13 protein-coding genes and 1 pseudogene are annotated in these 15,463 nt (G+C 65.2%); 12 read left to right on the top strand and 2 right to left on the bottom strand.

What is annotated here, in order from left to right; genetic code table 11:
* Positions 1–195: 195 nt before the first annotated feature.
* The 10 genes and pseudogenes from CI41S_RS21335 to CI41S_RS21290 form a co-directional block, all read left to right on the top strand.
* Positions 196–1,986, top strand: a pseudogene (locus CI41S_RS21335) (putative bifunctional diguanylate cyclase/phosphodiesterase); the annotation flags it as partial.
* 138 nt (positions 1,987–2,124) lie between these two features.
* On the top strand, positions 2,125–3,081 hold the full coding sequence (locus CI41S_RS21330) for a catechol 2,3-dioxygenase (RefSeq protein ID WP_139861453.1): 957 nt from the start codon (positions 2,125–2,127) through the stop codon (positions 3,079–3,081).
* A gap of 156 nt (positions 3,082–3,237) precedes the next feature.
* On the top strand, positions 3,238–3,711 hold the full coding sequence (locus CI41S_RS21325; RefSeq protein ID WP_139861452.1) for a DUF1801 domain-containing protein: 474 nt from the start codon (positions 3,238–3,240) through the stop codon (positions 3,709–3,711).
* A 147-nt stretch (positions 3,712–3,858) separates the two neighbouring features.
* Positions 3,859–5,136, top strand: a complete 1,278-nt coding sequence (gene soxC, locus CI41S_RS21320) for a sulfite dehydrogenase (RefSeq protein WP_139861451.1) — start codon at positions 3,859–3,861, stop codon at positions 5,134–5,136.
* Positions 5,123–5,668, top strand: coding sequence for a c-type cytochrome (locus tag CI41S_RS21315; RefSeq protein ID WP_139861450.1), 546 nt, complete (start codon positions 5,123–5,125; stop codon positions 5,666–5,668). Before soxC ends, CI41S_RS21315 begins: the two co-directional genes overlap by 14 nt.
* Before the next feature lie 166 nt (positions 5,669–5,834).
* Positions 5,835–6,137 carry a BA14K family protein gene (locus CI41S_RS21310; protein WP_139482739.1) on the top strand — a complete coding sequence of 101 codons (303 nt, stop codon included), beginning with the start codon at positions 5,835–5,837 and terminating at the stop codon, positions 6,135–6,137.
* A 151-nt stretch (positions 6,138–6,288) separates the two neighbouring features.
* Positions 6,289–7,776 carry an amino acid permease gene (locus CI41S_RS21305; protein WP_172628192.1) on the top strand — a complete coding sequence of 496 codons (1,488 nt, stop codon included), beginning with the start codon at positions 6,289–6,291 and terminating at the stop codon, positions 7,774–7,776.
* A 792-nt stretch (positions 7,777–8,568) separates the two neighbouring features.
* Positions 8,569–8,832, top strand: a complete 264-nt coding sequence (locus CI41S_RS21300; RefSeq protein ID WP_139482740.1) for a DUF3551 domain-containing protein — start codon at positions 8,569–8,571, stop codon at positions 8,830–8,832.
* A gap of 271 nt (positions 8,833–9,103) precedes the next feature.
* On the top strand, positions 9,104–9,382 hold the full coding sequence (locus tag CI41S_RS21295) for a hypothetical protein (protein ID WP_139482741.1): 279 nt from the start codon (positions 9,104–9,106) through the stop codon (positions 9,380–9,382).
* A gap of 402 nt (positions 9,383–9,784) precedes the next feature.
* Positions 9,785–10,513 carry a Crp/Fnr family transcriptional regulator gene (locus CI41S_RS21290; protein ID WP_139482742.1) on the top strand — a complete coding sequence of 243 codons (729 nt, stop codon included), beginning with the start codon at positions 9,785–9,787 and terminating at the stop codon, positions 10,511–10,513.
* A gap of 100 nt (positions 10,514–10,613) precedes the next feature.
* On the opposite strand, the gene CI41S_RS21285 is transcribed toward CI41S_RS21290, so the two are convergent.
* Complete coding sequence (locus CI41S_RS21285) at positions 10,614–11,990, bottom strand: FAD-binding oxidoreductase (RefSeq protein ID WP_139861449.1); 1,377 nt, start codon at positions 11,988–11,990, stop codon at positions 10,614–10,616.
* Positions 11,991–12,097: 107 nt separating this feature from the next.
* Here CI41S_RS21285 and CI41S_RS21280 point away from each other — a divergent pair, with 107 nt between their 5' ends.
* Both CI41S_RS21280 and ggt read left to right on the top strand, forming a co-directional pair.
* A complete protein-coding gene (locus CI41S_RS21280) occupies positions 12,098–13,009 on the top strand; it encodes a LysR substrate-binding domain-containing protein (RefSeq protein WP_139861448.1) in 912 nt (303 codons plus the stop codon).
* Positions 13,010–13,192: 183 nt separating this feature from the next.
* On the top strand, positions 13,193–14,929 hold the full coding sequence (gene ggt / locus CI41S_RS21275) for a gamma-glutamyltransferase (protein WP_244626619.1): 1,737 nt from the start codon (positions 13,193–13,195) through the stop codon (positions 14,927–14,929).
* A 91-nt stretch (positions 14,930–15,020) separates the two neighbouring features.
* Here the strand turns inward: ggt and CI41S_RS21270 are convergent, their stop codons facing one another.
* Positions 15,021–15,332, bottom strand: a complete 312-nt coding sequence (locus CI41S_RS21270) for a hypothetical protein (protein ID WP_229175215.1) — start codon at positions 15,330–15,332, stop codon at positions 15,021–15,023.
* Positions 15,333–15,463 lie beyond the last annotated feature (131 nt).

Here is a 15,463-nt window from a genome sequence, read left to right as displayed (position 1 = left end):
CTCATGGTATCTCGTAACCGATTGCTAACCGCAACTTGTAACGCCCTCTCCATTTGTGCCGCGTAACGATGCCGCGCCTGGGGAGACAGCAGCGTGAGCGTCGAGCACCGCAATCCGTGGTCTGGGAATGCCGACTCCGGTTCGACCAAGGGGCTCGCGTTCTGCGCCGGTCTGTTGGTGGGCAGCCTGCTCGGCAGCGCGACGGCGGAATGGAGCGTGCGCGAAGGCCTGCTGATGGCGGCCGTGGTGATCCTGGCCGTCATCGTCCTGCTCGTGTTGAAGCGGCATCAAATCTCGGACGAGCGGCTCGCCGCCGAACGCCGCAACCTCTCGACCGCCGTCAACAACATTCCGCAGGGGCTTGTGCTCTACGACGCCTCTGCGCGCATCATCATCTGCAATCGGCCCTACATCGACATGTTCGGCCTTTCGCCCGACATCGCCAAGCCCGGCTGCACGATGCACCGGCTGATCGCCCACCGGCAGGAGACCGGCTCGTTCGACGGCGATGTCGACGCGTTCTGCGATGCCATCATCCGCAACGTCAGGCTCGGCAAGGGAACGCGGCAGCTGACGGAAGCGCCCGGTGGGCGCGCGATCGAAATCGTCAACAAGCCGCTGGCCGAAGGCGGATGGGTGGCGACCATCGAGGACATCACGGAGCGTACCCGCGCCGACGAGAAGATCGCGCACATGGCGCATTACGATGCGCTGACCGACCTGCCCAACCGCGTGCTGTTCCGCGAGCGGCTCGAGCAGGCGCTGAGAGCGCTGCGCTCCGATGAGCAGCTCGCCGTCATGTATATCGACATCGACGAGTTCAAGAGCGTCAACGATGCGCTCGGCCATCAGATCGGCGACGAGCTGCTCAAAGCGATCGCCGATCGCCTGCGGCTGTGCCTCGGCCAGACCGGCGTCGCAGCGCGGCTCGGCGGCGACGAGTTCGCGGTGATCCAGACCGCGATCCGCAGTCATACCGAAACCATGCAGTTGCTGGCCGCGATCTATCAGGCGATCCGTGAGCCGATCGATTGCTGCGGGCACCTGATCACCACCGATGCAAGCATCGGCATTGCGCTGGCGCCGGGCGACGGGCTCGACCTCGACCAGCTGCTGCGCAACGCCGATCTCGCGCTCTACGGCGCGAAGAGCGACGGCCGCCGCACCTACCGGTTCTTCGAGGCCGGCATGGACGCGCGCGCCAAGGCGCGGCGCGGGCTCGAACTGGAGCTGCGCCAGGCCATCGCCGACGGCGGCTTCGAGCTGCATTATCAGCCGCTGCTTCATCTCGAGGGTGGCACCGTCAGCTGCTGCGAGGCGCTGCTGCGCTGGCGTCATCCCGAACGCGGCATGATCTCGCCCGCCGATTTCATCCCGATCGCCGAGGACACCGGCCTGATCAACGATCTCGGCCACTGGGTGCTCAACACCGCCTGCCGCGAAGCGGTGAACTGGCCGGATCATGTTCATGTCGCGGTCAACGTGTCTCCGATCCAGTTCAAGAGCCAGACGCTGGCGCTCAACGTCGCCGCCGCGCTGGCCGCGTCCGGGCTCGCGGCCGCGCGGCTCGAGCTCGAGATCACCGAGGCCGTGCTGATCCGCGACGACGAGGCCGCGCTCGATATCCTGCATCAGCTGCGCGAGCTCGGCGTGCGCATCGCGCTGGACGATTTCGGCACCGGCTATTCCTCGCTGAGTTACCTGCAGCGCTTCCCGTTCGACAAGATCAAGATCGATCGCGCCTTCATCAAGGATCTCGGCGCCACCGGCGCGTCGTCCACCATCGTCCAGGCCGTGGTGAACATCGCGGCCGCCAGCGACATGACCACCACCGCCGAGGGCGTCGAGACCGAGCAGCAGCGCACCATGCTTCGCCTGCTTGGCTGCACCGAGATGCAGGGCTATCTGTTCAGCCGGCCGGTGTCGGGCGCCGAAATTCGCCGGCTGCTGTCGTCGGACTGCGAGAAGGCTGCGTCGGTTGCCTGAAACGCCGTTGTGCGCTCCGCCGGCCAACAATTTATTGACGAGACCTAATCCTTTGTACAGTAGTACAAATCGATCTGCCGCCGCTTGCGCGCATGGATGATGCGAGGTCGAGCCGGCGTCCGCGAAGGAGACCGTCTCATGCAGCCCGAACCGATCTTCGATCTCGCTCATCTCGGGCACATGGAGCTGTTGACGCCGAAGCCGGACGAGAGCCTGGCGTTCTTCGTCGACGTCTTGGGCATGACCGTCAGCGGCCGCAAGGGGGAGTCGGTCTATCTGCGCGGCTGGGACGACTATGAGCGCTATTCGCTCAAGCTGACGGCGTCGAACACCTCGGGCATGGAGCACATGGCGCTGCGCGCCCGCAGCCCGCAAGCGCTGGAGCGCCGCGTCGCGGCACTGAAGGGCTCGGGCTTCGAGATCGGCTGGGTCGACGGCGACATGGGGCAGGGGCCGGCCTTCCGCTGCCGCGATCCCGACGGCCATGTCATCGAGCTCTATTACGAGACCGAGTGGTACCAGGCACCCGCCGAACTGAAGCCGGCATTGAAGAATCAGGCGCAGCGCTTTCCGGCGCGCGGCGTCAATGTCCGCAGGCTCGATCACCTCAACTGCCTCGCGGTCGACATCAAGGCCAATCGCCTGTTCTTCGAAAATTATCTCGGATGCCGCACCACCGAGCAGATCGTGCTCAACGACGGCACCGAGGCTGCGATGTGGATGACGATGTCGAACAAAAGCTACGACTTCGCCTACACCCGCGATCATTACGGCAAGGCCGGCCGCTTCCATCACGTCACCTACGCGCTCGACAGCCGCGAGGAGATTTTGCGCGCCGCCGACATCTTCCTCGAGCACGGCGTGCATATCGAGACCGGCCCGCACAAGCACGCGATCCAGCAGACCTTCTTCCTCTATGTCTACGAGCCCGGCGGCAACCGCGTCGAAGTCGCCAATGCCGGTGCCCGCCTGATCCTCGCGCCGGACTGGAAGCCGATCGTGTGGACCGAGGAGGAGCGCAAGCGGGGACAGGCCTGGGGCCTGAAGACGATCGAATCGTTCCACACCCATGGCACGCCGCCGGTGACGGGATAGGCGTCCGCGCCGATCGGGCACTGTGGTCCACCGCGTCGCGCGCGTCGATCCGCCGCCGCGCACCGGCGCGATCGATGACGACAACGTCATCGCATGCCCGATATGATCCGGGTCGAGGGGCGACGCTGCACAGCGCGAACCGAGTGGAACAGGCATATGGCCGGCAAGACTCCCAGGACATCGGCGAAGCGCGCAACGAAGGCCGCCGCGACCAAGCGTGGCGCTGTAAAGCCGCGGCTGCTTGCGGGCGGCAATCCGCAGATCGCGAAGGGTTACGGCGACGCCCCTGTGCAAGCCTATATCGCGGCAATGCCGGGCTGGAAGCGCGACGTCGGGCGCAACCTCGATGCGCTGATCGCGCGCGTCGTTCCCGGCGTGCACAAGGCGGTGAAGTGGAACTCGCCGCTCTACGGTGTTGAAGGCCAAGGCTGGTTCCTCGGCATCCATGTCTTCACCAGATACGTCAAGGTGGTGTTCTTCCGCGGTGCGTCGCTGCGTCCGGTCCCGCCGGGCGCGTCGAAGCAACAGCATACGCGCTATCTCGATATTCATGAGCACGACCAATTCGACGAAGCCCAGTTCACCAGCTGGGTGAAGCAAGCCAGCCGGTTGCCCGGCGAACGCATGTGAGTGTCCGCGGGTACGCAGGCGACGCGGTCCTCGCTCGCGGCATTGCCGGTCGTCGCGGGCAGTTGATCGGACGCTGCATACCTGATCATTGCTCGGCCTCGGGCATTTGGTGCTAGGCTCGACCTGCAACGTCAGGGGAAAGCGTCGATGAGCGAACGGACGAGGGGCAAGCGCGTGCGAGAGGCGTCTCGCAGGCATTTTCTTCAGACCAGTGCGGCGTTGGCAAGCGGTTCTGCGTTGGCAGGTCTCGCTGGCACAAATGCACTCGCTGAGCCCAACAACAATCTTCCACCCAACGTGCCGGAATGGATGAAGGCGCCGGGCGATCCGATGGGCAGCCAGCCCTATGGCGCGCCGTCGGTGCATGAGCGGGGCGTGGTCAAGAACATCTCCAAGACTCTGCAGCAGTACATCTCGGCGTCGGGCCGCACGCCGCTGCAGGAGCTCGACGGCATCATCACGCCGAACGGCCTGTTCTACGAGCGCCACCATGGCGGCGTCCCGACGATCGATCCGGCCGAGCACCGGCTGATGCTGCACGGCATGGTCGACCGTCCGCTGCTGTTCACGATGGAGGACATCCGCCGCTTCCCGTCGCAATCGCGGATTCACTTCATCGAGTGCTCGGGCAATCCGGTCTACACCAAGCCCTACGGCAAAACGGCCTCCGATCTCGTCGGCCTCGTCAGTTGCGCCGAATGGACCGGCGTGCCGCTGAAAACGGTGCTCGACGAGGCCGGCCTGCGGGCCGGCGCCAAATGGATCGTCGCCGAGGGCGCCGACGCGGCGGCGCTGACGCGCTCGATCCCGATCGAAAAATGTCTCGACGACGCCATGTTGGTCTACAGCCAGAACGGCGAGCGGCTGCGGCCGCAGCAAGGTTATCCGCTGCGCCTGCTGCTGCCCGGCTTCGAGGGCAACATGAACGTGAAATGGCTGCGCCGGCTGAAGGTGGTGGCCGAGCCGGCCTATTCGCGCGAGGAGACCTCGAAATACACCGACCCGCTGCCGGACGGCACGGCGCGCGAATTCTCGTTCTACATGGAGGCGAAGTCGATCATCACGCGGCCCTCGGGCGGGCAGCGGCTGACCACGAAGGGGTTTTGCGAGATCAGCGGGCTGGCCTGGAGCGGCCACGGCACGATCAAGCGCGTCGAGGTCTCGGTCGATGGCGGCAACAGCTGGCGCGACGCCGAGCTGCAGGAGCCGGTCCTGACGCGGGCGCTGACCCGCTTCCGCTATCCCTGGCATTGGGACGGCACGCAAGCGGTGATCCAGAGCCGCGCCATCGACGAGACCGGCTACGTGCAGCCGACATTGGCCGAGCTGGTGGCGGTGCGCGGGCTCAACTCGTTCTATCATAACAACGCGATCTGGCCGTGGCGGATCGATGCCAGTGGCGAGGTGAGCAATGCGCAGGCGTAACTTCGGTGTCGCGCTGCTCGCCGCCGCGATTGTCATTCCCGGCGCTGCTACGCAGGCCGCGGAGCGCTACGGGATCGGGCGCGCGGCGACGCCGGCGGAGATCGCCGGCTGGGACATCGATATCGGCCGCGACGGCGCTAATCTGCCGCCGGGCAGCGGCAGCGTCGCACGCGGCCGCATCGTGTTCGGCGAGCAATGCGCATCGTGCCATGGCGACAGCGGGCAGGGCGGCGTGGGCGACCGTCTGGTCGGCGGACAGGGCACGCTCGCGAGCCCGAAGCCGATCCGCACCATCGGCAGCTACTGGCCCTACGCCTCGACCTTGTTCGACTATGTCAGGCGCGCGATGCCGCAGAATGCGCCGCAGTCGCTGAGCAACGAGGATGTCTACGCGGTATCGGCCTATCTGCTCAGCCTCAACGGCATCGTGCCTGATAATGCCGTGCTCGATGCGAGGTCGCTCGGCGCGATCAAAATGCCGAACCGCGACGGCTTCGTCGCCGACCCGCGGCCCGACGTGCATAACCATTGAAGCGACGCCGGACGGGTGCGCCGTCCTGCCGGGCGGCCTGCCGCCTCGCAGCATTGTGACCGGCTCCGCCGCTGCGTCCGCGTGGTGTCCTCCCCACATCAGCGGGGGACACAGGGCGACGCCGCTGTCCCCGGGCAATTTTCAATTGATCGATCGGAGATATCATATGGCCGGCTTCAAGGCTGTTGCAGCAGCTGCGCTGCTCGTGGGAATGACGTTTGCTCCTGCCATGGCCCAGCTCTCGGAGCCGGCGCTGTTTGACGCGCAGAATCCGGGACGCAGCGCGATCGACGGCGGCAGGCTGACGCCGTGGGGCGAGGCCCGCCAAGCCGGGCAGCGCGGCATTCCAGCCGACGCCTATAACGCCGTGCCGCCGGCGGCTCCGTCCGCCTGCGCCCGCTACCGTTCGTTCGATCCGGCGTCGGGCACCTTCCTCGGCCGCGACGGCCGCCGCCACGCCTGTCAGTAACGCTATTGCCGGTGGATAACGGCGTCCGCGCAGCGGCTTTTGCCGGGCGCCTGAACGCTCGAGCGTGTTGCGCGTTATAGTTGCTCGCCGCATCTGGCCCGCCGGGCCTGCGGCGGAGGGCAACTCCGTGACCGACGCCTCGACAGGGTCCTTGGCCAATTTCTGGGAGCGCAAGTCGACCGCCGACCTGCTGCGGGAGGCGGCGCGCGCCGAAGGCGACGCGGCGACGCCGCTGTTCAGGCGCTCGCTGTCGGCGCTGCAACTGGTGACGCTCGGCATCGGCGGCATCATCGGCGCCGGCATTTTCGTGCTGACCGGGCACGCCGCCGCGGCCAACGCCGGTCCCGCGGTCACGCTCTCCTTCATGCTCGGCGCCGTCGCCTGCGCATTGGCCGGGCTGTGCTACGCCGAGATGTCTTCGACGGTGCCGATCTGCGGCAGCGCCTATACCTACGCCTATGCGACGCTGGGCGAATTGATCGCCTGGATCATCGGCTGGGACCTGATCCTCGAATACGCGGTCGGCGCAATCGCGGTCTCGGTCGGCTGGTCCGGTTACTTCGTCAGTTTCATGCGCGATTTCGGCCTCAATTTGCCGTCGCAATTCACCTCGGCGCCGCTGGCCTACGACGCCAACACCGGCGCGTGGTCGTCGACCGGCGCGGTCATCAACATCCCGGCGATGGCCGTCATCGTCTGCATCACCACGCTCTTGGTGATCGGCATCCGCGAGTCCGCGCGCTTCACGAGCTTCGTCGTCGCGGTCAAGCTCGTCGTGATCGCGCTGTTTCTCGCCGCCGCCGCCTCCTCGGTGACGCTGGCGAACTGGGTGACGCCGAGCAATCCCGACGGCCTGCTGATCCCGCCGAATGCCGGCACCGGCGTCTATGGCTGGTCCGGCGTGGTCCGAGGCGCCGCGGTGGTGTTCTTCGCCTATATCGGCTTCGACGCGATCTCGACCGCCGCGCAGGAGGCGAAGCGGCCCGAGCGCGACATGCCGATCGGGATTCTGGGCTCGCTGGTGATCTGCGCCGCGCTCTATGTCGCGGTCGGATTCGTGCTGACCGGCATCGTGCCCTATGACCGGCTCAGCGTGCCGGATCCGATCGCGGTCGGCATCGACGCCATCGGCATCGGCTGGCTCGGCCCCTTCATCAAGCTCGGCATCCTGTTCGGGCTGACCTCGGTGATCCTGATCATGCTGCTGGCGCAGCCGCGGATCTTCCGCGCCATGGCGCATGACGGCTTGCTGCCGCAAGTGGCCGCCAGAATCCATCCGCGTTTCCAGACGCCCTATGTCTCGACGATTTTCTCCGGCACCGTCGCCGCCGTGCTCGCCGGGCTGTTGCCGATCGGGCTGGTCGGCGAGCTCGTCTCGATCGGCACACTGTTCGCCTTCATGGTGGTCTCGATCGGGACGCTGGTGCTGCGGCTGCGCGATCCCGATCTGCCGCGCCCATTCCGCGCGCCGGCGATCTGGCTGGTGTCGCCGGCGGCGGCCGCGACCTCGCTGTTCCTGATGCTCGGCCTGCCGCTCGACACCTGGATCCGCCTCGCGGTGTGGCTGGCGGTCGGTCTCGCGATCTATGCGGTGTACGGCCGGCGTCACAGCCGGCTGCGGGCGAGGGATGGGGTGTAGGCCGCGAGTCGTACCGTTAGTCCCGTCATCCTGAGGTGCGAGCCTCTTCGGCGAGCCTCGAAGGATCGACGGCCACCAGCGGGGCCGATTCATCCTTCGAGGCTCGCCCGGCAGCGCAATTGCGCTGCAAGGCTCGCACCTCCAGCGACAAAGGCGAAGCCTTTGCGCGGGGATGACGGTGATGGCTTTGAGCGTGCATTCTCGTTCTCGCGACATCATCTGCCCGAGCTTTGCCATTCGTTCCGCCCTCTCTGAAAACAGAGGGCGCAGGGAATGCCGGGTGCGCGCTGCACCCGCGGTCTCGTGTGCAAAGGGTAGAGAGAAAACGCACACGAGCATACAGGTTCAGCGGGAGACACTCCGGCATTCCCTGCGCAATGGTTTTACGGCTTATACGTGCTCACCCCGGCGAGACTGGGCTTTGTTGTCACCGTCACTCGCGAAGACGCTTGCGTCTTGTGAGGAGACACCTGCCACGAGGGCGTCAGGCCTGCACGATTTCACCGTCCGCTTCGGCACGTTCGTCTCGTGCGCCGCAGCGGCCACCGCATCTCACCGCAACACTTGTGACGACTCGCGAAGCGCCCCTCGATCGGATGAGACGGGCGCATCATAGGATAATTTTCCGTTCGTGTAAACAGAATTATTTTGAGCGCGAGGGCTTGACAGGTTTTTCGGGCCGAGTTGCCCGTCGGGTTATAGTGTCGCAGATGTGAACCCGGGGACGGCTGGAGGGGACAGAGCGTTTGTTGGTAAGCTCAACGACGAGAACCGAATCTTGAGGATCCGAACATGAACCGCCCGTTACTCGTCCTGCTGGCCGCCGTCATCTCGGTTACGGCCGTCTCGACCGCGTCTGCCGGGCAGCGGTACCATCGTGAGCGCCCCGTGTACGCCGCAAATGACCGCTTTTGCCTGCAAGGCCGCATCTGGGGCTATCCGGGCAACTGCCAGTTCGCAACCTACGGCCAGTGCATGGCAACCGCGTCGGGCACCGACGCCTATTGCGACGTAAACCCGCAATACTACTTCGCACGGCAGGGCTACTACCGCTGAGCTTGGTTGGAGCGTTTTCCAGCGAAGTGGACGCCGGTTCCCGCGAAGAAAGCGCGTCAAGACAAAGAATCCAGAGCTCCGTTCCAAGTTCTATCGGAACGGAAAAGGTTCTGGCGGTACAGACATGCCGGCCGCCTGCCGGTGCGTTTGTCGCGCGTGCACGCCCATTCTACCGGTCCTCCCGACGCATACCAGCTCCATCCCACGCGGACTAATCCCTCCGCGAAGCAGCGCTACTTGCAGTGCGCGGGCTGAACCAAGGAGAACAACGATGGAAAACCGCAAGGAAGGATTGATAGCAGCATTTGCCACGCTTGCTATTGCATCTCTGATATCGATGGTGTCCGCGACTGACGCGTTTGCGCAGTGCGCGGAGTGCTCGGTCTACCAGAACCGTGATCCCTTCACCGAGGGCTTGGCGGTGAAGCCGGCGCCGGCTGAAGGGGCGAATGCCCAGGCTCCCTCGGAAGCCACGAGGAGGGCGCATGCCGAAATGCGTGGACGTCAGCACGGCCGTCGCGTCGTGAGCCCCGACCGCCAGCATCGATAAGCAGTCTCGATCATACAGTCTGCATCCAGCGTCGGGAGACGAACCGGCGGCTCGCCGGTTCGTCCTCACCGTTGGCGCGGTTCGAGGTCAGCGCGAACATTCGCAGCCAGCGCCAGGCGCCGCAGCGAGCAGTGAGCATCCCCGATCGTGCGGCGCGGACACCAAGAACTTGCCTCAACCTCTCCCGGATAACCCGGTTCGCGAGGACGATTGCATCGAGAAGACTCGCATTTTCAATGCGATATCGGCTCAGGAACGCCGTGCCCACTCGCGGACTTGTCTCGTGTATTGCCCGACGGTGACCATGGGCACTGGTGGACAGACGGCGTCGATCGTCCGCCGTCGCGTGGCTAGGACCGCTCATTCGGCTTTCTCCTGGCTCTATTTTCAGGGAACGGGACGATGGCCAACAATCTGGCGGATGCCCTGCTGAGAAAGATCGCCGTATCGAACAGACTGGATCCGGAAGACGTTGGAGCGCTCGAGAAATTGCCAATCGAGCGGCGCGCGTTCGGGGCGCGTGAAACCGTGGTCAGGGACGGGGAAAGGCCGACACAGTGCTGTCTCGTCATCGAGGGCTTCGTATTCCGGGCCAAGACGACGTTCGATGGACAGAGGCAGATCCTGTCGCTGCATATTCCGGGCGAGATTCCCGACCTGCAAAGCCTCCACCTCGGCATCATGGATCACGACCTCGTCACGCTGACCCAGTGCACGCTGGGTTTGGTTCCGCACGATGCTCTGAAGCAAGTGAACCGCGTGCGCCCGAATGTGGCGGCGGCGCTGTGGCGGGAGACGCTGATCGACGCTGCCATCTTCAGGGAGTGGATGGTCAATGTCGGCCGCCGCACCGGGCTCGCGCGCATGGCGCATCTGCTCTCCGAACTGCGCCGGCGGCTCGAGGCGATCGGCCGTGCCTCGAACGGCGCGTTCCGGCTTCCGATCACGCAGGCGGAGCTGGGGGACTGCCTGGCGATGTCGACAGTGCACGTCAACAGGGTGCTGCAGGAGCTTCGCCGCGACGGGCTGATCGAGGTCGAGCGTTCCGCGTTCCAGCTGCTCGACCAGCCGAAGCTGGAGCAACTCGGGCAGTTCGACCCGCATTATCTCCATCTCAGTCCAGCGGCCTAGGGACTGACTGTGCCAAAATCCTTCTTTGACCTCCATGAGAGCGGCCGCGTTCTGCGGGACGAGAACGGCATTGAGCTGGCCGACGACACCGCGATCTCGATCAGACCGATGGCCTGATATTTTGATTCATGCGGAAGAAGTTTTTGGGATCATACTTGCTCTTCAGCTCGCGAAGGCGCCGATAGTTCGCTCCGTAGGCGGCGGGAACGGGATCTCCGCCTTCATCGTCCCCGAGATAGTTGACATATCTGCCGGCCGCAGCGAACGGCGTCATCCGCGCATAGGTATCGCGGGCCCAGGCGACGCAACGATCGGTCATCGCGGCATCCAACCATTGAGTCAGGATCAGGAAGTTGTAGCCCTCCTGCCGATGCGGAAATGCCGTTTCCTCGATTCCGACGCGAACCGCCGCCCCGTGGACATGCTCCACAACGAACTGCCCCATCGGGGTCGGGCAGCGCGCAAAGCATTCGATCATTGTCCGGATGGCGTCGTCGGAGAGATCTCGCAGGAACGTCGATTTCCAGTAGTTGAATGCACCTTTGGGATATCCCGCATCCAGCATGCCGTTGAGATCGCAGTATTGCATCGGGCCGATCCCGTCCAATGCGGGCGTGCCCAATTGCCTGAGCGGACGCATCGCCAGTTCGCCGGCTGCGAGTGGGCCACAATGGCACGTCACCATCGCCGCCAATTTCACCCCCGAGCCATCCGGAGCATGGGCCAGCGTGGCGAAGAGGATTTGCTCATCTGAAAGCGACGACGTGCGTTCGCGGAACAGCGACAACACATCACGGCTGCGATCGAACGGGTATGCGATCAGACCGCCCGTAATGGTGGGCCCGACCGCGTGAAGCTGATACTCGAGCGTGGTGGCGATGCCGAAATTGCCGCCGCCGCCGCGCGCAGCCCAGAACAGGTCCGGCTCATCCGTCGTGCTGGCGCGTATCAACTCGCCCTGGGCATTGATCAGCTCGAGCGACACAAGATTGTCGAGCGCAAGGCCATATTTTCCCATCAGCCAGCCGAGACCACCGCCAAGCGTCAGTCCGGCGATTCCGGTGCTCGAAACGACGCCTCCCGTGACCGCCAGGCCATGCTTCTGCGTCTCGCGATCGAGCTCTGCCCAGGTGACACCGCCCTGTGCGCGCACCGTTCTGCGTTCCGGGTCGACCTCGATGCGCTTCATTGCTGAAAGGTCGATCATCACGCCGCCGTCGATCGTTGCCCGGCCGGCGACGTTGTGACCGCCGCCACGGACCGCGACCTCGAGTCCCAGTCGCTGCGCGAGCCTGACCGCATCGGCGACATCAGATGCATCCCGGCATTGTGCGATGAGCGCGGGCTTCTTGTTGATCAGCCCGTTGTGAACCCGTCTTGCCTCTTCGTAGCCCGCATCGCCCGGCTGCATGAGCGTGCCGCCAAATTTGTTGCCAAGCTCAGCCGCCTCTGCGGCAATCGATCGGAGTGCGGTCATGGTGGGCTGCCCTCGTTGTGCCTCGCCATCACTCACACCTTGCCGGCGCGGAAGGCAAACTCAAAGAATTGCGCTTGAAGATGAATACAATTCATCTAGGCTGAGGCATGAACAGGCTGCCGCCGCTGATCGAACTGCGCGCGTTTGAGGCCGCCGCGCGGCACCTCAGCTTCAAGAAGGCTGCGGCCGAACTCGGCGTCACGCCGACGGCGATCAGCCATCAGATCAGGTTGTTGGAGCAGTATTGCGGAAGGGCATTGTTCCGGCGCATGCCACGACCGATGTCGTTGACGGAGGCGGGCGCCCGGCTGTTTCCCGTGGTGCGCGACGGCCTCGAGGCCTTTGCCACCGCGCTCGGCGCGATCAGGCGCAAGGACGATCGGCAAGCCCTTCGCATCACGACGACGAACGCTTTTGCCGCGCGATGGCTGGTGCCCCGCCTGCCGCATTGGAGAAAGCAGCATCCTCAATCACCGCTCGATATCACCGGCACCGACAGCGTTCTCGATTTGCCGGCGGGCGACGCCGATGTGGCGATCCGCTATGCGACCTCGCGCCAGGTGCCGCGAGAGGGCATCGTCGAAGAGTTCTTGAGCGACACCTATTGGCCGGTGTGCAGCCCTGACCTGCTCCCCGCCGGAGGCCGCCTGAAGAGTGCGGCCGATCTTCGAAAGCATGTCCTCGTTCATTCCTACTGGTTTCCATCTGACATCGATCCGCCCAGCTGGCAGCGGTGGCTCGCCGTAGCGCGGCGCAAATGGCGCAATCTGCCCGAGTTCACGGACATGCAACATCTGAGTTTCCGTGAGGAGCTTCACGCCATCGAGGCGGTCGTCGCGGGCCAAGGCGTCGGGATTTTCAGCGATGTGCTCGTGGCTCCCGAACTGGCGTCCGGCGCGCTGGTAAAGGCGTTTGACCTCAGTCTACCCGGATATCGCTTCTATGTCGTCCGCAGGCCAGGCCATCCCCGCGAGCGGATCATTCGCGCATTCTCTGCCTGGCTGCTTTCGGTTCGATAAACACGGATCGACGGCGCGCACCAGCGGCGCAGGGCAGGCGAAACCTCGTGCCGTGCCGGCTGGCAGCGTCGCACGCGGTGAACGTTGGCTTCGCCTATAGTGCGCGCGCGTGCGGCCTGCTAAACCTACGCGCTCAAAGTGCAACCTAGGCCGCGACACGTCGGCGTTCCCCGGGGTAAGTCCATGCAAAAGTCAACGATGCGCGTGCGGTGGATCGCCGCCGCGATTGTAGCGATCGGCGCCGTGGCCACAGCGCCGCTGCGCGCCGCCTCGGTGGCGCCGGTCGCCGCCGAGAACGGCATGGTGGTGTCGGCCCAGCACCTCGCCACCCAGGTCGGCGTCGATGTGTTGAAGCGCGGCGGTAACGCGGTCGATGCGGCGGTCGCGGTCGGCTATGCGCTGGCCGTGGCGTATCCGGCGGCCGGCAATCTCGGCGGCGGCGGCTTCATGACCATCGAGCTCGCCGACGGCCGCAAGACTTTCCTGGATTTCCGCGAGACCGCGCCGAAAGGCGCCACCGCCAACATGTATCTCGACAAGGACGGCAACGTCATCAAGGGCCTCTCGACCAAGGGCCATCTCGCCGTCGGCGTGCCCGGCTCGGTGGCCGGCATGGAATACGCGCGCGAGAAATACGGCACCATGAAGCGCGCCGACCTGATCGCGCCCGCGCTGCAACTGGCCGAAGACGGTTTCGTGCTCGACCAGGGCGACATCGAGATGCTGCATTCGGCGACCAATGATTTTCGCGAGGATCCGGCCTCGGCCGCGATCTTCCTCAACAACGGCAAGCCGTTCCAGGTCGGCGAGCGGCTGACACAACACGAGCTCGCGGAAACTTTGCGCGAGATCAGCAAGCGCGGCACCGACGGCTTCTACAAGGGCTGGGTGGGAGCTGCGATCGTGGCGTCCAGCCAGGCCGGCAAGGGCCTGCTCACCCAGGAGGACCTCGACAATTACAAGGTGCGCGAGCTGGCGCCGGTCGAATGCGATTATCGCGGCTATCACGTGGTCTCGGCGCCGCCGCCGAGCTCCGGCGGCGTCGTGATCTGCGAAGTCCTGAACATTCTGGAAGGCTATCCGCTGCGCGAGCTCGGCTATCATTCGGCCCAGGCCGTGCACTACCAGATCGAGGCGATGCGCCATGCCTATGTCGACCGCAACAGCTATCTCGGCGACCCCGACTTCGTGAAGAACCCGCTCGAGCGCCTGCTCGACAAGAGCTACGCCGCAAAGATCCGCGCCGCGATCGACCCGGCCAAGGCCGGCGTGTCCAAGGACATCAAGCCGGGCGTGCCGCCGCACGAGGGCAGCAACACCACGCATTACTCGATCGCCGACAAGGACGGCAACGCGGTGTCGGTGACCTACACGCTGAACGACTGGTTCGGCGCCAAGGTGACGGCGGCCAAGACCGGCGTGCTGCTGAACGATGAGATGGACGATTTCACCGCCAAGGTCGGCGTGCCGAACCTCTATGGCCTGGTGCAGGGCGAGTCCAATTCGATCGCGCCGGGCAAACGTCCGCTGTCCTCGATGAGCCCGACCATCGTCTCCAGGGACGGCAAGCCGGTGATGGTGATCGGCACGCCCGGCGGCAGCCGCATCATCACCGCGGTGCTGCTGACCATGATCAACGCCATCGATTACGGCATGAACGCGCAGGAGGCCGTCGACATGCCGCGCTTCCACCAGCAGTGGCTGCCCGAGGCGACCAATCTCGAGAATTTTACGCTGTCCCCGGACACGCGGAAGATTCTGGAGGGCATGGGCCACAAATTCGGGCCGCCGCAGCCGGCCAACCATCTCGCCGTCATCATCATCGGCGCGCCGTCGCTCGGCGGCAAGCCGGTCGGCAACAACCGCTTCTACGGCGCCAACGACCCGCGCCGCAATTCGGGACTGGCCGCAGGGTATTGAGCGGTGCCGTAGATCCTACTCCCCGCAAGCGGGGACCGAGTCCCGGATATCGCTGCGCTCATCCGGGCTACGAGACCGCGTCCGCGTCGCGTCAGGCGACCTGCGATGATCCGCCGGCGGCGGCCTCGTCGGCGGTGAGCAGCAGGCGCCGGCGAATCGCGTCCTCGACGAGTGCGAGCGATTGTCTGGCTTCGCGGGCGTCGGCCTCGGCGGCCTGGGCGCGGAATTCGATCGCCTCGAGCTGCTCCTGCTGGACCTCGATGCGTTGCCGGGCCTCTTCAAGCGCGCGCGAGGCGTCGCGCAGCTTGCGTTCGGTGGCGTTGATGATTTCGATCTGGGCCCGCTCGGCGGCCTCGGCGCGCGCTTCGCCGGCACGGGCCCTGTCCTCGATGCTGCGGAACAAATCCGCCGCCTGATAGACGAGATCGAGAGCCTGGACGCCGGCATTGGGAGCGGGCGGTCGTGGAAATCCGAGGATATTTTCAGTGGTCGAAAATGGCCGTCTAAAACCGCGCAGTGCCATTCAAGTCAGCC

It is taken from the genome of Bradyrhizobium ivorense (assembly GCF_900696085.1).
Lineage (GTDB): Bacteria > Pseudomonadota > Alphaproteobacteria > Rhizobiales > Xanthobacteraceae > Bradyrhizobium > Bradyrhizobium ivorense.
This window is presented reverse-complemented; position numbering and strand designations above follow the sequence as displayed.